Here is a 20186-nt window from a genome sequence, read left to right as displayed (position 1 = left end):
CGCGTACTCCCGTGGCCTCAGTGACGCACGGTCCCGCCGGCCCGGGCCGGGCCGGCCAGCAGGCGACCCTCGGCGTAGGCGAGCGCGGCCTCGGGCAGGCGCCCCGGGCGGCCGCTGAGCAGGACGGTGACGGTGCCGGTCGGCTCGGCCGAGGGGTCCGGCTCCGCGCCGATGCGGCGCAGCGCCTGGGCGGCGACCGCCTCGGCGGAGCCGAGCAGGACCAGGGCGGGGGCGCCGGGCTGCTGGAGGGCGGCGCGGATACGCTCGGCGACCAGCTCGTAGTGGGTGCAGCCGAGGACGACGGTCCGTACGTCGCGCGGGGTGTGCGCGGCGGCGGCCGCGACGGCGGCGTCGATGGCTGCCTCGTCGGCGCCCTCCACGGCGTCCGCGAGGCCGGGGCACGGCACGCCGGTGACCTCGACGTCCGCGGCGAACTTCGCGATCAGGTCGCGCTGGTAGGGGCTGCCGGTGGTGGCGGGGGTGGCCCAGATGGCGACCGGGCCACCGGTGGCGGCGGCGGGCTTGATGGCCGGGACGGTGCCGATGACCGGCAGTGCGGGCTCCAGCTCGGCGCGCAGCGCGGGCAGCGCGTGCACGGAGGCGGTGTTGCAGGCGACGATCAGGGCGTCCGGGCGGTGCGCGGCCGCGGCGCGTGCGACGGCGAGCGCGTGCGCCGCGATGTCGTGCGGCGGGCGGGGTCCCCAGGGCATGCCGTCCGGGTCGGAGGAGATGACCAGGTCGGCGTCGGGCCGCAGCCGCCGTACCGCGGCCGCCGCCGCGAGCAGGCCGGTTCCGGAGTCCATGAGCGCGATCTTCACCCGGACACTTTACGCCGGGCCGCTCGGTACTTGTCATACCGGCGGGTTCCGTCCGGCGCTCCCCGGGCCGCCTGCGACGGGTTCCGGCCGCGCCGGGTGCCGGTGCGGCAGACTGCGGGCGTGGGAGCGATGGAGTGGATCGGTGCCGGGTCGCTGGCGGCCTGGGTGTGGCTGGCGCTGGCGCAGGGCTTCTTCTGGCGGACGGACGTCCGGCTGCCCGGGCGAACCGACCCGGAGCGGTGGCCGCCGGTCGCCGTCGTGGTCCCGGCGCGGGATGAGGCCGAGGTGCTGCCGGTGAGCCTGCCGTCGCTGCTGGCGCAGAAGTATCCCGGCCGGGCCGAGGTGATCCTCGTCGACGACGGCAGCACGGACGGGACGGGCGGGCTGGCCCGGGAGCTGGCCGCGCGGGGCGGGCTGCCGCTGACCGTCACCGCGCCCGGCGAGCCGGAGCCGGGCTGGACGGGCAAGCTGTGGGCGGTACGGCACGGCATGGCGCTCGTGCGGGAGCGCGGCGACGCGGAATACGTCCTGCTGACGGACGCGGACATCGCCCACGCGCCGGACAGCCTGCGGGAGCTGGTGGCCGCGGCGCACTCCGCGGACCTGGACCTGGTGTCGCAGATGGCGCGGCTGCGGGTGGTGTCGTTCTGGGAGCGGCTGATCGTCCCGGCCTTCGTGTACTTCTTCGCGCAGCTGTACCCGTTCCGGTGGGTCAACCGGCCGGGGGCGCGGACCGCCGCGGCGGCGGGCGGCTGTGTCCTGCTGCGGCGCGCCGTGGCCGAGCGGGCCGGGGTGCCCGACAGCATCCGGCACGCGGTGATCGACGATGTGACGCTGGCCAGGGCGGTGCAACGGGCCGGGGGCCGGATCTGGCTGGGGCTGGGCGACCGGGTGGAGAGCGTGCGTCCGTACGCGGGGCTGGGCACGCTGTGGCGGATGGTCTCGCGCAGCGCGTACGCCCAGCTGCGGCACAACCCGCTGCTGCTGGCGGGGACGGTGGCCGGGCTCGCGCTGGTCTATCTGGCGCCGCCCGTCGCGCTGGCGGCCGGCCTGGCGGCGGGCAGCGCGACGACGGCGGCGCTGGGCGGTGCGGCGTGGGCGGTGATGGCCGGTACGTATCTGCCGATGCTGCGCTACTACCGGCAGCCGCTGTGGCTCGCGCCGCTGCTGCCCGGCACCGCGCTGCTCTATCTGCTGATGACGGTCGACTCCGCCGTCCAGCACTACCGGGGGCGCGGGGCCGCCTGGAAGGGCCGGACGTACGGGGCGCCGGGCGCGTCCTGAGGGTCGCTCACTTGCTGGCCGGGGACCAGTTCAGCCCCCAGCCGTACGCCTCGTCGACGGTGCGCTGCGGGCTGACGCCGGGCGCGGGCACCAGGAAGCGGGACTCGCGCTGCACGACCAGTTCGCTGCCGGTGTTGGTGATCAGGGCGAGGGCGCAGACGTTGGACGGCACGGTGCACTCGTCGAGGGAGAAGTCGACGGGGGCGCCGTACTGGGGCTGGAGGGTGACGGTCGCGTGCAGCCCCTCGAAGCTCCGGGCGCCCGCGTAGACCGTCACGAAGACCAGGATGCGCCGGAAGCGGGCCTGGTGGTCCAGATTGATCGTCAGGTTCTCGCCCGCGGCGACGGCGCCGGTGCGGTCGTCCTGGTCGAGCTGGATGTACGGCGGGGCGTGCAGCGAGCCGAAGTTGCCGCCGATGGGGTGGATGACGCCCGCGCCGCCGTCGGTGAGTTCGTACAGCGCGCACAGGTCGAGGTCCAGGTCGCCGGACTGCGGCAGCAGCGCGCCGCGGGCGCCCAGCGCCTCCATGGTCTTGCGGCCCAGCTTCTTGCCGAGGCGCTTGGCCTGCCCGCCCGCCTGCTGCCAGTTCAGGTTCACCCGCATCGCTCCGGAGGTGCCGCCCTGTTTCGTCAGGGAGACGGCGGGCGCCTCCTTGGTGAGGGTGACCTTGGACAGGCTCACGGGCGGGGCGGGGGCGGGCACGGGTGCGGTGGCGTACGGCTGGGCGGGAGGCGGCGGGTACGCGCCGTAGGGCTGGGCGGGCGGGGCCGGAGGCGGCGGGTACGCGCCGTACGGCTGGGCGGGCGGGGCGGTGGGTGCGGCCGGGGGCGCGGCGGGCGGCGGAGTCGGGGCCGGGGCGGTGGCCGGGGGCTCCTCCTCCACGCTGATGCCGAAGTCCGTGGCGAGTCCGGCCAGCCCGGTGTCGTACCCCTGCCCGACCGCCCGGAACTTCCAGGCGCCCTGCCGCCGGTACAGCTCCCCGAGCACGAAGGCCGTCTCGGCGGTGGCGTCCTGGCTGTCGAAGCGGGCGAGTTCGGCGCCACTGTCGGCGTCGAGCACCCGGATGTGCAGCCCGGCGACCCGGCCGAAGGCGCCCCCGTCGGCCGAGGCGGCGAGCACCACCTTGTCGACGGCGGGCTCCAGCCGGGCCAGGTCGACGGCCAGACTGTCGGTCACCGTGTCACCGGCGGGGCGCTTGCCCTCGTGGCGGACGGCTCCCGAGGCGTGCGCGGGCTGGTTGTAGAAGACGAAGTCCGCGTCGTCGCGGACCTTGCCCGCCGTGGTCAGCAGCAGTGCGGACGCGTCCACGTCCGGAGTGCCGGGCCCGGTGCGCCAGCCCAGTTCCAGCCGTACCGACGTGGCCGGTACCGCGACGTTGCTCCCCTTGGGCATCGACATCGTGGTGCCCTTCCTCTCGCTTCGCTCGCCGGGCCGCTGCGCGGCGCCCCCTTCCGCACGGGGACAGGTTCCAACCTACTTGCCGAAAAATGTCCGCCGTTCGTCTGATGTGGACACGTCCTTTACACGATTCCTACGCGTGTTCGCGACCGATTTTGCCAAGTTCGCTCACATTGCGGATCGCGGGCTTCACGCGACACGTGAAACAACCCTCTTTTCAGGCTCCCCAACCGGCACATCGTGGGCTTAACTTATGAGGTATGACCTCCCCCCGCTCTACCTACGGCGGCGGCTACTACGCTTCGCCGTCCTTCCCGGACACCCCGATCTACGACTCCCTCGTCGCCGAGCGCGGCACGCCGCAGATTGCCCCGATCCGCGTCGAGTTGCCCTACGACTCGGGCTCCTCGTACATGCCGGCCCTCCCGTCGGCCCTGCCCGCGCTGCCCGCCGCGCCGTCCCACCCGCAGCCCGGCCCCGGTTATCCGGGTGCCGCCGCCCAGCCGGTGGCGCCGCTCCAGAGCACCCCGGCGCCGTACATCCCGCAGCAGCAGACGGGCACCCGCGGCTATCCCGCCCAGCAGCAACAGCCCCAGCGCCCCACCGGGAACAACGTCGGCTACGACGCCATGCGCCCGGCCGGCCCGGTCGCGCCCCGGCCCGCGCCGTCCCCGTACGACGACCCGTACGGCCGCCAGTACCCGCGCGGGTACTGACCCGGCCGAACCGTACGCGGGCGGAGAACCGGTCCCGTACCCCGGTACGGGACCGGCCACCGGGGCGCCGGGGGCGGCTGGCAGGATAGGGACGTGCTGAAACCTTTCCTCTGCGCCATCCACCGCTATCCGGTCAAATCCGTGGCGGGGTCCGGCCCCGGCGAAGCGGTCGTGGAACCGTGGGGGATCGCCGGGGACCGCCGCTGGATGCTGGTCGACGCCGCGCACCGGTTCGTCACCCAGCGCGCCCGGCCGCGCCTGGCGACCGTCACCGCAGCGGAACTCCCCGACGGCGCGCTCCGGCTGACCGCGCCGGACATGCCGCCGCTGACCGTCCCGGTACCGCAGCCCGGCGCCACGGTCACGGTCGAAATCTGGCGGGACGAGGTCGAGGCGGTGCCCGCGTCCGGCGCCGCCGCCGAGTGGTTCAGCACGTATCTGGACGTGCCCGTACAGCTGGTCCACCTGGACGATCCGGCCAAGAGGCGGCCGGTGGACCCCGACTACGCGCGCCCCGGCGAGACGGTCGGCTTCGCCGACGGCTTCCCGCTGCTGCTCACCACCACCGCCTCGCTCGACGCCCTCAACTCCCTCGTTGCCCGGGGGCGGCACCCGGACGAGGGTCCGCTGCCGATGGACCGCTTCCGGCCGAACGTCGTGGTGGAGGGCACCGAGCCCTGGGACGAGGACGAGTGGCAGCGGGTACGGATCGGTGAGGTCACCTTCCGCGTGGTGAAGCCGTGCGGCCGGTGCGTCATCACCACCACCGACCAGCGCACCGGGCACCGCGGCAAGGAGCCGCTGCGCACCCTGGCCGGCCACCGCCGCTTCGGTGACCAGCTCGTCTTCGGCCAGAACCTGATCCCGGAGGGCACCGGCACCCTCCGTGTCGGCGATCCCTTCGAGGTGCTCGCCCGCCGCCCGCGCGCCTGAGGGGCCGTCTCCCGCCTCCGCGCGGCGGCCCGCTGACACGTCGTCCGGCCCCGGCGCCCGCCCGCCGATGGTGGCGCGCGGGCCGCATTGCGGGCGCGTGTCCGGCTGCCTACAGTGAGCGCACGGCGATGCCGACAGCGGGAGTGACCAGGTGACGATGCCGTCCTGGGAAGTGCCCGGGGACCATCTCATTCCGGTGCAGCACATGCGTCCCGGGGACCACGCCTTTGTGAGCTACGACGATGACGAGGTGCGCTGGGAGGTCCTGACGGCCTTTGTACGCCTCGGGCTCGCCCGGGGCGAGAAGGTCATCCTCTTCCCCGATCCGTGGGTGCCGGAGGCCGAGGTGCTGGCCCGGCTCGACTTCACCGGACGCAGCACGGTCACCGCCCGTGAGCGGGGGCAGCTGGTGCTGAGCAGCATGCGGGGGCTGATCCGCCCGGACGCCCGGTTCACGCCGAAGCGGCAGCTGGGACGGCTGTCCGCGGAGACCGCGCGCGCCGCCGACGAGGGCTTCACCGGCCTGCGGGCCTTCATCGACATGCGGTGGGTGCCCGATCTGAACGCCGACGTACGGGTGATGATGCACCGTGAAACGCACGCGGACGCCCTGTTCGAGGGCCGTCCGTACAGCGAGATCTGCGCCTACGACCGCCGCTGGTTCGCCCGCGAGGTGCTGTACGCCATGGACCGGGCGCATCCGCGCAGCCTCGTCGAGCGGCTCGGCACCCTGCGGACGGTGCGGAGCGCCGACGGCAGCCTGTGTTTCGTCGGCGAGGCGGACACCGGGGCGCGGGCCGACTTCACCGTCGCGCTGGAGCTGGCCCTGTCCGGCAGCGCCGGCACCCGCCGGCTCACCGTCGACCTGACCCGCCTGCACTTCCTGTCGGTCAGCTGTGCCACCACACTGCTCACGCTCGCCGGACGGGCCACCGGGCACGACCTGGTCGAGATCCGCTGCCATCGGCCGCTGGCGCGCACCCTGCACCGGCTCGGCGCGGGCACGGTGCGGCGGCTGCTCATGACGGAGGTGGTACGCCCGTGCTGACACCGGAACCGGCCATGTCCGAGGATGGCCCCGTGGACACGCGGACCGCCACCCGCCTGCTGCAGCGGCGCTTCACCGCGCGCCTGCTGCCGCAGCTGCGGCTGCTGGTGGAGGAGTGCGCCCTCCGGGAGGGCCTCACGGAGCCGCGGCGCGGCGAGTTCGTGCTGGCCGTCGACGAGATCGCGGGCAACGCGGTCGAGCACGCCGGCGGTTCGGGGCGGCTGGTGCTGCGGCGCATCGGCGACGAACTGGAGTGCCGTATCAGCGATTCCGGCCCCGGTTTCAGCGAGACGGTGATCCCCGAACTGCTGCCGGGGCTCGACGGAGCGCACAACGGGCGCGGGCTGTGGCTCGCGCGCCTGGTGGCGGACCGGTTCACGGTCCGGGCGGGCACCGACGGGACACCGGGCGCCCGGGGCTCGGAGGTCATCCTGGCGGTACGGGTGCGATAGGGCCGCGCGCCCGCCCCGGCCGGGCGCCGGTCAGCGCGTACGAGGCCCGGTCAGATCCGCCGCAGCCACTCCTGCGCCCGGTCCCGCACGGTCTGTTCGCCCTGCTGCTCGGCCGTGTCGTCGTGCTCGTACTCCAGCTCGTCGATCACGGCCACCACCCCGTCGATACGGCCCGCCAGCCGCAGCGCCAGGGGCACCTCGCTGCTGCGCCTCAGCCGCCCGGACAGCGTGACCACCCCCGCCCGCACGGACACGCCGATCGCGCCGGGCCTGAGGGCGAGGGTGCGTACGAGGACCTCGGTGACCAGTTCCTCGCGGATCTCCTCGTCCGGGCGCAGGAAGACCTTCAGCAGGTCGGTGCGGGTCACCAGCCCGCACAGCCGGCCCTCCGCGTCGACGACCGGCAGCCGGTCCAGCTTCCCGGTCACCATCAGCCGGGCCGCCTCGGTGACGCTCTGGTGGGGTCCGATGGTCACCGGTGGCGAGGTCATCAGCTCGCCTGCGCGCAGGCCGCGCTTCCTCGCGCGGGCCGCGCGGGCGCTGCCGGTCAGCCGGCGGCGGTTGTACCAGCGGTTCTGCAGGATGTCCTGGGCGGCCTGGCGGAACATCAGGTCCGTCTCGGAGATCACGCCCAGCACCTTGCCGTCCGCGTCGACGACCGGCAGCCCCGTCTTGCGGTGCCTGCCGAGCAGGTTGACGACCTCCCGGAACGAGGTGCCGGACCGGGCCTTGACGACCTCGGTGTTCATCAGCCGGCCGACCTGTCGGTGATCCATCGCGGGGCCTCCCTCAGGCAGGGATACAGTGTCGGCCGCCGCCCGGGGTCCCTGAAGGTCGCGCACACGGCGATACGGCGCACGCCCGGCAGGTGACGGAGTGCCGTACGGGCCGGTGACCGTACGCGGCCCGCCCCCTCCCCCACGGCGGCCCATTGCGTGCCGAACCGATGATCTGCCGCCCGTTCCGTGCATGACGTGGGCCCGACGAGGTACCTGCGGACAGGGAGAGGGGGTACGAAGTGGTACGTGTCATCGCCGGGCTGTGGCGCTGGCGGCGCAACCCGCTGCGCCGGACGACGGATCTGCTGGAGGCGTGGGTGGCGCTGGCCGCCGTCGCGCTGATGGTGCCGGGCGGCGTCCTCGCCGGCCTGGCCGTGGGCGGCGTCGCGAAGGACGCGCTGCTCAGGTCCGTACGGACGCAGGCGCAGGAGCGGCACCGGGTCTGGGCGACGGCGGACCGGGCCCTCCCCCACGCCTCCCTCGACCCGGACTCCGAGACGTCCTCCGGACGCAACGCGCACCGCAGGGTGGAGGCCCACTGGACCGGGCGGGACGGCAGCGGCCACAGCGGCCGGGTCGCCGCGCCGCACGCCGTGCGCATCGGCGAGCGGTTCCGCATCTGGACCGACGACCGGGGCCGGGTCGTGCCGCGGCCGATGGACGCCGGGACGGCCGGGGCGCACGCGGTGCTCGCCGGGCTCGCCGCGGCGGGCGTCGCGGCGGGCGCGGTCGAGGGCGGCCGGCGGCTGGCCGTACGACGGCTGCTGACCTGCCGGTACCAGCGCTGGGAGCGGGAGTGGGAGCGCGCGGGCCAGGACTGGGGACGGGCCGGAGCGGGCAGCTGAACGGCCGCGGCGGGCACCGGAGCGGGCCGCCGGACGCCCGTCCGGGAGCTGCCGGACATACAGGCTGACCATGTCATCCGGCGCCCGCCGGGCGCGCTACGGTGGAGCGTCCAGCCTCCCGGCTGGGGTCCCGGGCATACGAACGCGGACATACGCGGACGTACAACTGCCGGGCCGGTAACAGCCGCACGAGGTGGGGGCACGACAGCGCCATGGCACAGGGCTCGGTCCAGGTGACGCACACGGGCACATCGCGGTGGCGGCGCCGCACGGGCGAGTACAGCTCGCTGGCCGCGGCCCTGGACGCCGCCGGGGACGGTGACGTGCTGACCGTGGGCGCCGGCACGTACCGCGAGAACCTGGTGCTGGCGCGCGCGGTGACGCTGCGGGGACCGGACGGCGCGCGCGGGTCGGTGCGGATCGCGCCCGCCGACGGCGTCGCGCTGACCGTACGGGCCTCCGCGACGGTCCAGGACATCCAGGTGGAGGGGCAGGACTCCACGGTGCCCGCGGTGCTGGTGGAGGACGGGGCGCCGGAGCTGGACGGGCTGCGGGTGGTGACGCGCTCGGCCTCCGGCATCGAGGTGCGCGGGGGCGCGCGCCCGACCGTGCGCCACTGTTCGGTGGACAACCCGGGCGGCGTGGGCATCAGCGTGCTGGACGGAGCGGGCGGCATCTTCGAGGAGTGCGAGGTGGTGGCCGCCGGGCAGACCGGGATCGCGGTGCGCGGCGGCGCCCATCCGCGGCTGGAGAACTGCCGGGTGCGGCACGCCTCGGGCGCGGGCCTGTCGGTCAACGACGAGGGCAGCGGCGTCGAGGCGGTCGGCTGCGAGCTGTACGAGATCAAGGGCGCGGGCGTGCAGGTGGCCGCGCGGGCGAGCGGCCAGCTGACCGACTGCACGGTGCACCGGACCTCGGCCGACGGCATCACCCTGGACACCGACGCGGTGCTCACGCTCGCCGACTGCGACATCCACGACATCCCGGAGAACGCCGTGGACCTGCGGTCCCGTTCGGTGCTCACGCTGACCCGCAGCACGGTGCGCCGCTTCGGCCGCAACGGGCTGTCGGTGTGGGACCCGGGCACCCGGGTGGACGCCAACCAGTGCGAGATCCACGACAGTACGGGCGACTACCCGGCGGTGTGGGTCAGCGACGGCGCGACCGCCGTGCTGGACGCGACGCGGGTGCACGACGTGCCGGACGCGCTGTTCGTGCTGGACCGGGGCTCGCGCGCGGACGTGGTGGACTCCGACCTGTCGCAGGTGCGCAACACGGCGGTGTCGGTGAGCGACGGGGCGACCGTGCAGCTCGACGACTGCCGCATCCGGGAGGCGGCGACCGGCGCCTGGTTCCGCGACCACGGCAGCGGCGGCACGCTCGCCAACTGCACCATCGACGCGGCGCAGACCGGCGTGATCGTGACCAAGGGCGCCGATCCCACCGTCGAGCGCTGCACGGTCGCCTCGCCGGTCGAGGCGGGCTTCTACGTCTCCGCCGAGGGCCGCGGCACGTTCGACTCCTGCCGGGTGACGGGCAGTTCCGGGTACGGGTTCCACATCATCGACGGGTGCCGCGCGACGCTGACGCGCTGCCGTACGGAGCGGTGCGCGCGCGGCGGGTACGAGTTCGCGGACGGCGGCGCGGGGCACGCGGGCGGGCCGACCGTGCGGGACTGCACCAGCGACGAGAGCCGCGCGGTGGGCGAGCCGCTGGTCCCGGCCCCTGCGGTGCGGGCGCCTGCGGCCGTGCCGGAGACGCGGACGGTGGGGCTGCTGGGGGACGTACCGGTGCGGAGCGCGCAGTCCGCGCCGCCCGCTGCCGAGCCCGCGGCGCCCGCCGCCGGGCACCGGCCCTCCGACGAGGTGCTCGGTGAACTGGACCGGCTGGTCGGCCTGGAGAGCGTCAAACGCGAGGTGCGCAGCCTGATCAACATGATCGAGGTGGGGCGGCGGCGCCAGGAGGCCGGCCTCAAGGCCGCGTCGGTCCGCCGCCACCTGGTCTTCACCGGCTCCCCCGGCACCGGCAAGACCACGGTCGCCCGGCTCTACGGCGAGATCCTGGCCTCGCTGGACGTGCTGGAGCGTGGGCACCTGGTCGAGGTGTCCCGGGTGGACCTGGTCGGCGAGCACATCGGCTCCACGGCGATCCGTACGCAGGAGGCGTTCGACCGGGCGCGCGGCGGGGTGCTGTTCATCGACGAGGCGTACGCGCTCTCGCCGGAGGACTCCGGGCGGGACTTCGGGCGCGAGGCGATCGACACGCTGGTGAAGCTGATGGAGGACCACCGGGAGGCGGTGGTGGTGATCGTGGCCGGGTACACGGCCGAGATGGAGCGCTTCCTCGCCGTCAACCCGGGGGTGGCCTCGCGCTTCTCCCGCACCATCACCTTCGCCGACTACGTGCCGGAGGACCTGCTGCGCATCGTCGAGCAGCAGGGCGAGGAGCATGAGTACCGGCTGGCCGAGGGCGCGGGCGAGGCCCTGCTCAAGTACTTCACCGCGCTGCCCAAGGGGCCGTCGTTCGGCAACGGCCGGACCGCCCGGCAGACGTTCGAGGCGATGGTCGAGCGGCACGCGGGCCGGGTCGCCCTGCTGGCCGACCCGGACACCGACGATCTGACGCTGCTGTACGCGGAGGATCTGCCCGATCTGCCGTGACGGTACGTCAGCAGAGCGCGGTGGCCCCCGGTTCGCCGCGCTGGCGCGGCAGCCCGGACCCGAGCCGGGCGATCAGTTCGGCGCGGGTCTCCTCGAAGACCGGGTCGGACTGGTAGTCGCCGTGGCCCAGGATCTGGGCGGGCAGCGGGTGTTGCAGGGTCCGCCCGAAGGCGAGCGGGTCGCGCATCGGGCCGAGGTCGATGTCAGGCCCGCCGTCGCAGGTGAGCCGGATGGGGCCGCCGATGGGGTCGGTCAGCCGCCACAGGTTGCGCCAGTCGTCCATCTCCCGGTGCAGCCCGGTGAGCGCCTCGGGGCCGAAGCAGGCCGGGAACCACCGTCCGTACAGGCGCTCCAGCGGTGATCCGTAGGTGAGCAGCGCGACCCGGCTGCGGGTGACCAGGTCGAGCTGCCAGACGGCCGCCGCGGCCAGCACGCTGCCCTGGGAGTGGCCGGAGATGACCAGGCGGCCGTCGTTGTTCTCGGTCCAGGTGGCCATCCGCCACGTCAGGTCGGGGACGGCGCGCTCCGCGTAGCAGGGCGGGGCGAAGGGGTGCGCGGCGCGCGGCCAGAAGGTGCCGACGTCCCACAGGATGCCGATGGTGCGGCGGGTGGACCGGTCGCGGTAGGCGCGCCAGCCCATGATGGCGAGCAGCAGCACCCCGGCGCCCATCAGCCAGGAGCCGAGCGATTCGGCGGTCGCGGCGGCCGTGTGGACGAGCACCGGTGTGCCTTCGGTGGCCCGGCCGGGCGCGCGGTCGGTGAGCCAGGCGCCGGCCACAGCTCCGGCGCCCAGCACGAGGGTCACCACGCAGACGGCGCCGACCAGGACGGGCGCGGAGTCGGTGAGCCCGGCCCGCGCGATGGTGCCCGCGATGCGGCGCGCGCGCTGCTCGTCGGGCCGCTCCTGCTTGTCGTACAGCCCGGGGATGTCCGGCTCGACCTTGCGGCGTACGAGCAGGATCTGCACCCCGGCCAGGAGTGCGAACGCCACGACGACCACCAGCAGCACCGGCAGCACCGACGCCTGCCAGGACAGCAGGACGGGCGGGCCCGCGATCGGTGCGCCCGGGCGGCCAGGGGTCGAGCCGCCGTCCAGCCAGTCCGCCAGCCGCTGTGCCGCTCCCCCGGTGAGCACGCCGCCCAGCGCGCACCCCAGCAGCGCGACGGCAGCGCCGTGCAGGCCCTTCAGCGCCGCGCGGCCGTCGCCGTGTCCATGGCGGCGGGCGGCGGCCTGGAGGAGGGCCGCGGTGCCGAGCAGCCCGAGGACCAGCAGGCCCTGGAGGACGGCGATGCCGCCGAAGGCGCCGGTGCCCGGCAGGCGGTTGCCGCTGGTCCAGCCGGGCCGCGCCCAGGCCGTGTGGACGGCGGACAGCAGCAGCGCGCCGAGCGCGGCGAACGGCAGGGCCCTGACGAGGAAGCGGTCGCGGTGTTCGTCCGGTTCGGCCTCGGAGCGGGCGGTGCGGCACACGACGCAGACGGTCACCGCGGCCAGCAGCAGCACCAGGGTGAGCAGGACCCACCCGGCGGCGGACAGGAAGCCGCCGGCGCCCGCCCGCCGGTCGTGGTCCACTGCCGCCGTGAGCAGGGCGGCGGCGATGGTCAGCAGTCCGGCGGCGGTGTGCGCGGCGCGCAGCCGGGCCACCACCCGGCGGCCGTACCAGAATCCGGGGCGGGTCAGCGCGGGACGCTGGTCGGGCGGTACGTCGCGGGAGGTGCCGGGGCGGCGCGGCGGCGGCGAGGCGGATTCGTACGCGCTCCACGTACGGCGGGAGAGCCACCACAGGAAGCCGACGAGCAGCAGCGGGAAGAGGGCGGCGATCACGATGCGGCGGCCCGGTCCGCTCCAGGCGCCGCCCTGGCCGGGACTGAGGAAGCCCATCCAGGACTTGCCCGCCGAACAGGCGGCGCTGCCCGCGCACTGCCAGGCCGTCAGGTCCAGCGCCACCTCGCAGGCGGCGGCGACGAGCAGCACGGTCAGGCTCAGGGCGAGGAGGCGTACGAGGATGTCGTACAGGCGGTGGCCCTTGTGCCGGGAGGGTGCGGCGGGGCGCATCCAGTGGGCGAGGTTGGCGACCATGAAGGGCAGCAGGACGAGCCACAGGGCGCGGGCTCCGTTGCCGGAGGTGAGGTTGCACCAGCAGTACGCCTCGCGGACCGGTTCGGCGCGGTAGTCGTCGGGGCGCTGTTCGGCGTCGGCGTCGACGGCCCGGCGGTACACCGCGGCGGTGTCGTCGCCGGTGACCAGCACGGTGCGCGGGTCGCCGAGCATCTTCTCGGGCGTGGTGCCGCCCACGCCGTGTACGAGGAGTTCCAGGGCCGGTTGCCGCCGCGGCGGCGGCGCCTTTGGCCCCTCCGCGGTGGCCGCGGCGGTATCGCTTCCGCTGTTCACGTGGTCCTTCCCCCGATGCCGTGCGGTGCCGCCCGGCGCCTGCACGGTACCCGGCGGCGAAGCGGCTGTCATGTCATGTTCAAGGGCGCACGAGGACCCGCGTCCGCGGCCCAGGCGTCCCTCGCGCCTGCTTCTTTCCCCCTTCCGCTGCCGCGCACCCCACCCCATCGGGGCTGATGCCCCGCAACCGCGTGCGAGGATGAGGGCGAAACGGCAGCCGGGCGGAAGGGACAGGCCGGGGTGAGCGACAACCAGAACCTCCTCGCGGAGCAGCGTCGCGCTCTGATCCTCGACGAGGTCAGACGGCGCGGGGGCGTCCGCGTGAACGAGCTGACCCGCAGGCTCAACGTCTCGGACATGACGGTCCGGCGCGACCTGGACGCGCTCGCCCGGCAGGGCATGGTCGAGAAGGTGCACGGCGGGGCGGTGCCGGTCAGCGAGCCGAGCAGCCACGAGCCGGGCTTCGAGGCCAAGTCGGGGCTGGAGCTGAGCGCCAAGGAGGACATCGCCAAGGCGGCGGCCCGGATGGCCGCGCCCGGCGGCGCCATCGCCCTGGCGGGCGGCACCACCGCGTTCGCGCTGGCCCAGCAGCTGCTGGAGGTGCCGGACCTGACGGTGGTCACCAACTCGGTGCGGGTGGCCGATGTGTTCTACAACGCGCAGCGGGCCGCGGCCGGCGGCGCGGCGCCCCGGGCGGGTGCGGCGACGGTGGTGCTGACCGGCGGCGTGCGCACCCCCTCGGACACCCTGGTGGGGCCGGTCGCGGACGCCGCGATCCGCTCGCTCCACTTCGACGTGCTGTTCCTGGGCGTGCACGGCATATCCGTGGAGGCCGGGCTGTCCACGCCCAACCTCGCCGAGGCGGAGACCAACCGCCACTTCGTGCGCTCCGCCCGCCGCGTCGTGGTGGTGGCCGACCACACCAAGTGGGGCACGGTCGGGCTCAGTTCCTTCGCCTCGCTGGAGGACGTGGACGTGCTGGTGACGGACCGGGGGCTGTCGGCGCAGGCCCGCGAGGAGATCGCGGAGCTGCCGCCGGAGCTGGTCGTCGCGGGCGAGCCGGGCGACGGTACGGACCTCTGAGGCACCGCCGCCCCGGGCCCCCGCCCCGGGGACCGCCTCAGCCGGGCCAGACGCCGGTCTCCAGGAAGTGGTCGATCGTGGCCGCGTACGGCGCGATGTCCAGGCCCTGGTCGGCCAGCCAGTTGTCCGAGTAGTACTTGTCCAGGTAGCGGTCGCCGGGGTCGCAGAGCAGCGTGACGACCGAGCCGGTGCGCCCCTCGGCGACCATCTCCGCGACGATCTTCAGCGCGCTCCACAGCCCGGTCCCCGTCGAGCCGCCCGCCTTGCGCCCGATGGCCCGCTCCAGGGCCCGTACGGCCGCCACGCTCGCCGCGTCCGGGACCTTCATCATCCGGTCGATGGCGCCGGGCACGAAGCTGGGCTCCATGCGCGGGCGCCCGATGCCCTCGATGCGCGAGGCGGTGGCGCAGTCCGTCTTCGCGTCGCCGGTGCGCCAGCCGTCGAAGAAGCAGGAGTTCTCCGGGTCGGGCACGCAGATGCGGGTGTCGTACTGCATGTAGTGCACATAGCGGGCGATGGTCGCGGAGGTGCCGCCGGTACCGGCCGTGGCGACGATCCAGGCGGGCTCCGGATAGCGCTCCAGCCGCAGCTGCTGGTAGATCGACTCGGCGATGTTGTTGTTGCCGCGCCAGTCCGTCGCCCGTTCGGCGTAGGTGAACTGATCCATGTAGTGCCCGCCGGATTCCGCCGCGAGTTCGGCGGAGACCGCGTAGACGGTCCGCGGATCGTCCACGAGGTGGCAGCGGCCGCCGTGGAACTCGATCAGCCGGGTCTTCTCGCGGCTGGTCGTGGCGGGCATCACCGCGATGAAGGGCACGCCGATCAGGCTCGCGAAGTACGCCTCGGAGACCGCGGTGGAGCCGCTGGAGGACTCGATGACGGGCTTGCCGGGCCGGATCCAGCCGTTGCACAGACCGTAGAGGAACAGCGAGCGGGCCAGCCGGTGCTTGAGGCTGCCGGTGGGATGGGTCGACTCGTCCTTCAGGTACAGGTCGATGCCCCACTCCTCCGGCAGCGGGAAGCGCAGCAAATGGGTGTCCGCCGTCCGGTTGGCGTCCGCCTGGACCTTGCGGACGGCTTCTTTCAGCCAGGACCGGTAGTCCGGATCACTGCGGTCGACGTCCACGGTCGGCATCGGGCAGCCGCTCCCGTGCACCCGCTCCGGGCGGTCGGCTGGTGACTGTGCGGTGCTCATCGGCGTGCTCCCGACGTCGTACGGAGCCCGCGCTGACCGCCGGGCCTGTCCCGACTATAACCACCCGCAACACGCTTCTCACCTGCATAAACAACCCTTTGGGCGACCCCAAGCAGAGCCTGGGGAAAAGCTGGCGGCGAGCTTTGGCCAAGGGGTACTGGTGCGCAGGGCACGACGGAGGCAGACTGCGCACCGAGGGTGCGGGTGCGGACCGCACGCCGTCGTGCCAAGGAGGAGATCGCCATGGCGGAGCCCGAATTCAACGCCACCGGGGTGCGGATAGAGAGAGGGCTGCTCCGGTCGCTCACCCGGGCGGGCCAGGTAGTGATCAAGGACGGCAGGCTGGCCCTGCTCACGAGTTACGGCACCGAGATAGACAGCGCGCCGGTCCAGGCCGTACAGGCGCACAAACCGCTGTTCGCGGCCCGCGACCGGGCACTCGCCATGATGAACGGACACCGTTACTCGCTGACGCTGGGCACCCCGGACCGCTTCCTGGATGCCGTACGCGCGGCGCGCTCCGCGCGCGCCTGACAGGGTCTTTCGGGGGACGGTGCGGTTGCGGGAGCGCACTGGTGGGACGACCCTGGACTCGTATCACTGAGGGTTCACCAGCGGTGACACTGTGGTGGAAGGCGGCATCGCTGGATCCGATCTTCGCCCCCGTCGCACGAGGGCGCCCGACCTCATCAGGGAGTCGCGGTCGTGATCAGGCAGCCCAGCAGACACTGCACGGTGGAGCTACAGGCCCTTCCGGCACGGATCGGCCAGGTGCGCCGCATCGTATCGGCGCAGCTCCGCTACTGGCGTCTAGACGCCTTGATAGACCCGGCCGCGCTCGGGGTGACCGAGCTACTGGCCAATGTGCACCAGCATGCCATGCCCAGCAAGCAGTGCACCGTCGAACTGCTCGTCCTCCTGGATCAGTTGACGGTCTCGGTGCGCGACCTGGATCCGCGGCTGCCCCGGGTACGGACGGCCGGCGCCCTCGACACCGAGGGCCGCGGGCTGTCGCTGATCGCGGCCCTCAGCGAGAGTTGGGGGGTGCGCCCGGACGGCGGCGGCAAGGTCGTGTGGTTCACACTCCCCACGCTCACGCTCGCGCCCGAGGAGTCCGTACGCCGTGCGGCGGCGGGGCGCTCGTCGTGCGCCCGCGGCGCGCTGCCGCGCGAACCGGCGCACTCCCCCGTCGAACCGCCCCTGCGCGCACCGCTGGACACCCGTACGCGGGTACGGGGCGCCGGGGTCGTTTGAAGGGGTCCGGCCACCGGTCCGGTCCGCCGCGCATCGTTGCGGTGCGCGGCCGACCTCCGGGGCGCGGCGCTCACATCGCGCTGCCCTTGCGTCCGGCGCCGAACCGCTCGTCCAGTACGGAGAGCCGGCGCCAGTACTCGTCCTCGTCGATCTCCCCCGTCGCGAAGCGCCGGGCGAGCAGGTCGATCGGCGACGGGTCCGCGCCGCCCGCCGGCCCCGGCGCGGTGCCCCCGGGGCCGCCGAACCGCTGCCAGGGGCCGCGCCCGCGCCACACGGTGCGCCGCAGCAGCGTGATCACGCCGAACACGACGGCCGCCCAGAACAGCGGGAAGAGCAGGAACCAGGGGCCGGGGCCGCCGGTCCACGGGTGTGCCAGTTCGAACATGGGGTCAGCTCCTTCTCGGTAGGTGCCGCGCGCCCGGCGCCCGTCGTGCGCACGGGCCCGGCGCGGTCCGGTGTCGTCCCTGTCGAGCCTGCTCCGCCGGGGGCCGCGGGGCGTCGTACGGCCGACGGCACCGCGTGTACCACCAGGGAAGTACACGCGCGGCGCCTTCCGTCCGGCCCCTCTGTTGATCTCTGTAACTACTGGTATGTACAGTGAGGTCATGACCACCTCCGAACGGCTCATCGAGAGCACCCGGGAGCTCCTGTGGGAGCGCGGTTTCACCGGCACCAGCCCGAAGGCGATCCTGCAGCGCGCGGGCGTCGGCCAGGGCAGCATGTACCACCACTTCGCGGGCAAGTCCGACCTCGCGCTCGCCGCCATCCGCCGGACCGCGCAGACCATGCGGGCCACCGCCGAGACGGCCCTGTCCGGCGAGGGCGGCGCGTACGACCGGGTGCGGGCCTACCTGCTGCGCGAGCGCGACGTGCTGCGCGGCTGCCCGGTGGGCCGGCTGACCATGGACCCCGACGTCATCGCCGACCCGGCGCTGCGGCAGCCGGTGTTCGAGACGCTGGACTGGCTGCGCGGCCGGATCGCCGGAATCCTCCGGGAGGGCCTGGAGCAGGGCGAGTTCGACGCGGAACTGGACCCGGACGGCACGGCCGCGGCCGTGGTCGCCACCGTGCAGGGCGGTTACGTACTGGCCCGCGCCGCGGAGTCGCCCGCCCCCTTCGACACCGCCGTACACGGCGTGCTCGCCCTCCTCACGGCGCGCACCACCCGTACCCCGCACGGCGCCTGACGGCCCGCCGACTCACCGGCTCACCGGCTCACCGAGAACGGAACGACATCACCCATGGAGATCACCCGTAGCCGCCCGGACAGCCGTCCCGGCCCGGCCGAGCACTTCACCGGCACCGTGTGGCTGGACGAACTGGCGGCGCCGCCCGCGCCGTCCCGGCTGCGCATGTTCAGCGTCCATTTCGCGCCCGGCGCCCGTACCGCCTGGCACCGCCACCCGCACGGCCAGGTCCTGTACGTCACCGAGGGCACCGGCCTGGTGCAGCGCCGGGGCGGCCCGGTCGAGGAGATCAGGGCCGGCGACACGGTGTGGACCCCCGCGGGCACCTGGCACTGGCACGGTGCCGCGCCCGGCACGTTCATGACCCACCTCGCCGTGGTCGAGGCGGCGGCCGACGGCACGACCACGGAATGGGGCTGCCTGGTCGACGACGCCCGCCCCGAGTGAAGCCCGCTCTCCCCTGCCCACCTTCAGGAGCTTTCGTGCACGCCTTGCAGTACGCCGTCACCCTGCCCGCCGACTACGACATGGACATCATCCGCGACCGGGTACGCACCCGGGGCCATCTCCTCGACGCCTACGACGGCCTCGGGATCAAGGCGTACGGCATCCGCGAACGCGGGATCGACGGTTCGCCCGTCAATCAATATGCGCCGTTCTACCTCTGGGCCGACGCCCCGGCGATGCACCGCTTCCTCCTCGGTGACGGATTCCGTGGCGTCATCCGCGACTTCGGGCGCCCCGTCGTGCAGCACTGGATGGGCGTCCACCACGAACGCGGCCCGTCGGCCGGGGCGGTCCCCCGCTGCTTCGTACGTCATACGCACACGCTCGCCGAGGGTACGGATCCGGCCACCGCCGTCGAGGAAGCGGTGACCGAGCAGCGGCGGCTGGCCCGTACGGACGGCGTGCACACGACAGCACTGGGGATCGACCCCCGGCACTGGGAACTGGTGCGCTTCACCCTGTGGGAGGACGCCGCCCCCGAGGCGGACGGGGAGCGCTACCAGGTGCTCCACCTGTCCGCGCCCGGCGCCGACCGGCTTCCGGCGGGTACCCAGTGGTGACCGAGCTGCCGGAGAACGCCGGCGCCCGCCCGGAACCCACCGTCCGTACCGTCTCCGGCGACGTCTCCCCCGCCGGCCTCGGCATCTGCGACGCCCACGACCACCTCTTCCTGCGCAGCCCGATGCTCCCCGGCCAGGAACTGGCCGACACCGGCGCGGCGGCGGCCGAGCTGCGCGCCTTCCGGGAGGCGGGCGGCGACACGGTGATCCAGTGGACGCCGTACGGAATGGGGCGGCGCGCCGCGGAACTTCCGCGCCTGGCCGCGGAGTCGGGCGTACGGATCGTCGCCGCGACCGGGATGCACCAGGCGGTGCATTACGCGCCCGAGGTGCTGGAGCGGGTGCGGGGGACGGCGGCCGGTGCTGCCGCACCGGGCGACCTCGCCGAGCTGTTCGTGACGGAGCTGACGGTGGGGATCGGCAGGTGGGGAGGGGGTTCGGGCGGCACCTGGGGTGACGGCCCGGAAACTGCCGACGGGGCTGCCGTGCGGGCCGGCATGATCAAGGTCGCCGGTGGCTTCCACGGCCTGGACGCGCACGCCCGCCACACCATGGCCGCCGCGGCCGAGGCCCACCACGCCACCGGCGCCCCCATCGGCATCCACCTGGAGCTGGGCACCGGCGCGTTGGACGTACTCGACCTGCTGTGCGGCCAGTTGGCGGTGCCGCCGGAGCGCGTGCTCCTGGGCCATCTCAACCGCTCGCCCGACCTCGTCGTCCACCGGCAGGCCGCCGCGGCCGGGGCCTACCTGGCCTTCGACGGGCCCTCGCGCGCCAACCACGCCACGGACTGGCGGCTCCCGGACGCCCTGGCCGCGCTCGCGGACGCCGGGTTCGGGGACCGGCTGCTGATCGGCGGCGACACGACGACCGCGGCGGCCCGCTCGGTGAACGGCGGCCCCGGCATGCCCTACCTGCTGCGCCGGTTGCGTCCCCGGCTCGAACTCGATCTGGACGAGGCGCTGGTACAGCGGATCTTCACGACGAACCCGGCCCGCGCGTTCGCGGTGGCGTGGGAATGAGCGTACGGACGGGGAGTGTCCCGGCGCCGCGTACGGGGTGACAATGGCGGCGGGC

At 74.2% G+C, this 20186-nt stretch carries 20 protein-coding genes; 14 read left to right on the top strand and 6 right to left on the bottom strand.

Annotation, left to right across the window (positions count from 1 at the left end; genetic code table 11):
• Window positions 1-17 precede the first annotated feature (17 nt).
• The gene (locus CP984_RS34820; protein ID WP_030183352.1) at window positions 18-818 is read right to left on the bottom strand and encodes a glutamate racemase; all 801 of its coding nucleotides are present in this window, start codon (window positions 816-818) and stop codon (window positions 18-20) included.
• A 129-nt stretch (window positions 819-947) separates the two neighbouring features.
• Here CP984_RS34820 and CP984_RS34815 point away from each other — a divergent pair, with 129 nt between their 5' ends.
• Complete coding sequence (locus tag CP984_RS34815; protein ID WP_003986891.1) at window positions 948-2102, top strand: glycosyltransferase; 1155 nt, start codon at window positions 948-950, stop codon at window positions 2100-2102.
• Window positions 2103-2109: 7 nt separating this feature from the next.
• Here the strand turns inward: CP984_RS34815 and CP984_RS34810 are convergent, their stop codons facing one another.
• The gene (locus CP984_RS34810; protein ID WP_003986890.1) at window positions 2110-3501 is read right to left on the bottom strand and encodes a TerD family protein; all 1392 of its coding nucleotides are present in this window, start codon (window positions 3499-3501) and stop codon (window positions 2110-2112) included.
• Window positions 3502-3761: 260 nt separating this feature from the next.
• Here CP984_RS34810 and CP984_RS34805 point away from each other — a divergent pair, with 260 nt between their 5' ends.
• The 4 genes from CP984_RS34805 to CP984_RS34790 all read left to right on the top strand — a co-directional run bounded on the left by CP984_RS34805 (window position 3762) and on the right by CP984_RS34790 (window position 6650).
• Window positions 3762-4217 carry a DUF6643 family protein gene (locus CP984_RS34805; protein ID WP_003986889.1) on the top strand — a complete coding sequence of 152 codons (456 nt, stop codon included), beginning with the start codon at window positions 3762-3764 and terminating at the stop codon, window positions 4215-4217.
• 93 nt (window positions 4218-4310) lie between these two features.
• Complete coding sequence (locus CP984_RS34800; protein WP_003986888.1) at window positions 4311-5150, top strand: MOSC domain-containing protein; 840 nt, start codon at window positions 4311-4313, stop codon at window positions 5148-5150.
• A gap of 229 nt (window positions 5151-5379) precedes the next feature.
• Window positions 5380-6198 (top strand): MEDS domain-containing protein, encoded by an 819-nt coding sequence (locus tag CP984_RS34795; protein ID WP_231512713.1) that lies wholly within the window; start codon window positions 5380-5382, stop codon window positions 6196-6198.
• Between the two features lie 14 nt (window positions 6199-6212).
• Window positions 6213-6650, top strand: a complete 438-nt coding sequence (locus CP984_RS34790) for an ATP-binding protein (RefSeq protein ID WP_043978060.1) — start codon at window positions 6213-6215, stop codon at window positions 6648-6650.
• Window positions 6651-6700: 50 nt separating this feature from the next.
• Here CP984_RS34790 and CP984_RS34785 read toward each other — a convergent pair whose 3' ends face one another.
• Window positions 6701-7426: a CBS domain-containing protein gene (locus tag CP984_RS34785; RefSeq protein ID WP_003986885.1), complete on the bottom strand. Its 726-nt coding sequence runs from the start codon at window positions 7424-7426 to the stop codon at window positions 6701-6703.
• A gap of 242 nt (window positions 7427-7668) precedes the next feature.
• On the opposite strand from CP984_RS34785, the gene CP984_RS34780 reads away from it, so the two are divergent.
• Both CP984_RS34780 and CP984_RS34775 read left to right on the top strand, forming a co-directional pair.
• Window positions 7669-8274, top strand: coding sequence for an Rv1733c family protein (locus tag CP984_RS34780; RefSeq protein WP_191094850.1), 606 nt, complete (start codon window positions 7669-7671; stop codon window positions 8272-8274).
• A gap of 212 nt (window positions 8275-8486) precedes the next feature.
• Window positions 8487-10934 carry a right-handed parallel beta-helix repeat-containing protein gene (locus CP984_RS34775; RefSeq protein WP_030185601.1) on the top strand — a complete coding sequence of 816 codons (2448 nt, stop codon included), beginning with the start codon at window positions 8487-8489 and terminating at the stop codon, window positions 10932-10934.
• 7 nt (window positions 10935-10941) lie between these two features.
• Here the strand turns inward: CP984_RS34775 and CP984_RS34770 are convergent, their stop codons facing one another.
• Complete coding sequence (locus CP984_RS34770) at window positions 10942-13395, bottom strand: hypothetical protein (RefSeq protein ID WP_409350680.1); 2454 nt, start codon at window positions 13393-13395, stop codon at window positions 10942-10944.
• 168 nt (window positions 13396-13563) lie between these two features.
• On the opposite strand from CP984_RS34770, the gene CP984_RS34765 reads away from it, so the two are divergent.
• A complete protein-coding gene (locus CP984_RS34765) occupies window positions 13564-14406 on the top strand; it encodes a DeoR/GlpR family DNA-binding transcription regulator (protein ID WP_003984475.1) in 843 nt (280 codons plus the stop codon).
• A 37-nt stretch (window positions 14407-14443) separates the two neighbouring features.
• On the opposite strand, the gene CP984_RS34760 is transcribed toward CP984_RS34765, so the two are convergent.
• On the bottom strand, window positions 14444-15601 hold the full coding sequence (locus CP984_RS34760) for a PLP-dependent cysteine synthase family protein (RefSeq protein WP_030185599.1): 1158 nt from the start codon (window positions 15599-15601) through the stop codon (window positions 14444-14446).
• 243 nt (window positions 15602-15844) lie between these two features.
• On the opposite strand from CP984_RS34760, the gene CP984_RS34755 reads away from it, so the two are divergent.
• Complete coding sequence (locus CP984_RS34755; protein WP_003984472.1) at window positions 15845-16135, top strand: hypothetical protein; 291 nt, start codon at window positions 15845-15847, stop codon at window positions 16133-16135.
• Window positions 16136-16306: 171 nt separating this feature from the next.
• The gene (locus CP984_RS34750; RefSeq protein WP_078575388.1) at window positions 16307-16855 is read left to right on the top strand and encodes an ATP-binding protein; all 549 of its coding nucleotides are present in this window, start codon (window positions 16307-16309) and stop codon (window positions 16853-16855) included.
• Between the two features lie 70 nt (window positions 16856-16925).
• On the opposite strand, the gene CP984_RS34745 is transcribed toward CP984_RS34750, so the two are convergent.
• Window positions 16926-17240: an SHOCT domain-containing protein gene (locus CP984_RS34745; RefSeq protein WP_003984470.1), complete on the bottom strand. Its 315-nt coding sequence runs from the start codon at window positions 17238-17240 to the stop codon at window positions 16926-16928.
• Window positions 17241-17460: 220 nt separating this feature from the next.
• On the opposite strand from CP984_RS34745, the gene CP984_RS34740 reads away from it, so the two are divergent.
• Genes CP984_RS34740 through CP984_RS34725 form a run of 4 tightly spaced genes read left to right on the top strand, consistent with a single transcriptional unit; the run spans window position 17461 to window position 20131 of the window.
• Window positions 17461-18042 carry a TetR/AcrR family transcriptional regulator gene (locus CP984_RS34740; RefSeq protein WP_003984469.1) on the top strand — a complete coding sequence of 194 codons (582 nt, stop codon included), beginning with the start codon at window positions 17461-17463 and terminating at the stop codon, window positions 18040-18042.
• Between the two features lie 54 nt (window positions 18043-18096).
• Window positions 18097-18489, top strand: a complete 393-nt coding sequence (locus CP984_RS34735) for a (R)-mandelonitrile lyase (RefSeq protein WP_003984468.1) — start codon at window positions 18097-18099, stop codon at window positions 18487-18489.
• Between the two features lie 35 nt (window positions 18490-18524).
• Window positions 18525-19109, top strand: a complete 585-nt coding sequence (locus tag CP984_RS34730) for a DUF4865 family protein (RefSeq protein WP_003984467.1) — start codon at window positions 18525-18527, stop codon at window positions 19107-19109.
• On the top strand, window positions 19103-20131 hold the full coding sequence (locus tag CP984_RS34725) for a phosphotriesterase family protein (protein ID WP_003984466.1): 1029 nt from the start codon (window positions 19103-19105) through the stop codon (window positions 20129-20131). The genes CP984_RS34730 and CP984_RS34725 overlap by 7 nt, the downstream gene beginning before the upstream one ends.
• Window positions 20132-20186 lie beyond the last annotated feature (55 nt).

It is taken from the genome of Streptomyces rimosus (assembly GCF_008704655.1).
Taxonomy (GTDB): domain Bacteria; phylum Actinomycetota; class Actinomycetes; order Streptomycetales; family Streptomycetaceae; genus Streptomyces; species Streptomyces rimosus.
The sequence above is the reverse complement of the archived record's forward strand: the minus strand, read 5'-3'. Positions and strand labels throughout refer to the sequence as shown.

Excerpts from the sequence above, each read along its gene's own strand:
- CP984_RS34815 (WP_003986891.1), top strand. The coding sequence starts at position 948 with ATGGAGTGGATCGGTGCCGGGTCGCTGGCGGCCTGGGTGTGGCTGGCG.
- CP984_RS34810 (WP_003986890.1), bottom strand. The coding sequence starts at position 3,501 with ATGTCGATGCCCAAGGGGAGCAACGTCGCGGTACCGGCCACGTCGGTA.
- CP984_RS34805 (WP_003986889.1), top strand. The coding sequence starts at position 3,762 with ATGACCTCCCCCCGCTCTACCTACGGCGGCGGCTACTACGCTTCGCCG.
- CP984_RS34790 (WP_043978060.1), top strand. The coding sequence starts at position 6,213 with ATGTCCGAGGATGGCCCCGTGGACACGCGGACCGCCACCCGCCTGCTG.
- CP984_RS34785 (WP_003986885.1), bottom strand. The coding sequence starts at position 7,426 with ATGGATCACCGACAGGTCGGCCGGCTGATGAACACCGAGGTCGTCAAG.
- CP984_RS34775 (WP_030185601.1), top strand. The coding sequence starts at position 8,487 with ATGGCACAGGGCTCGGTCCAGGTGACGCACACGGGCACATCGCGGTGG.
- CP984_RS34770 (WP_409350680.1), bottom strand. The coding sequence starts at position 13,395 with ATGACAGCCGCTTCGCCGCCGGGTACCGTGCAGGCGCCGGGCGGCACC.
- CP984_RS34760 (WP_030185599.1), bottom strand. The coding sequence starts at position 15,601 with ATGAGCACCGCACAGTCACCAGCCGACCGCCCGGAGCGGGTGCACGGG.
- CP984_RS34755 (WP_003984472.1), top strand. The coding sequence starts at position 15,845 with ATGGCGGAGCCCGAATTCAACGCCACCGGGGTGCGGATAGAGAGAGGG.
- CP984_RS34745 (WP_003984470.1), bottom strand. The coding sequence starts at position 17,240 with ATGTTCGAACTGGCACACCCGTGGACCGGCGGCCCCGGCCCCTGGTTC.
- CP984_RS34740 (WP_003984469.1), top strand. The coding sequence starts at position 17,461 with ATGACCACCTCCGAACGGCTCATCGAGAGCACCCGGGAGCTCCTGTGG.
- CP984_RS34735 (WP_003984468.1), top strand. The coding sequence starts at position 18,097 with ATGGAGATCACCCGTAGCCGCCCGGACAGCCGTCCCGGCCCGGCCGAG.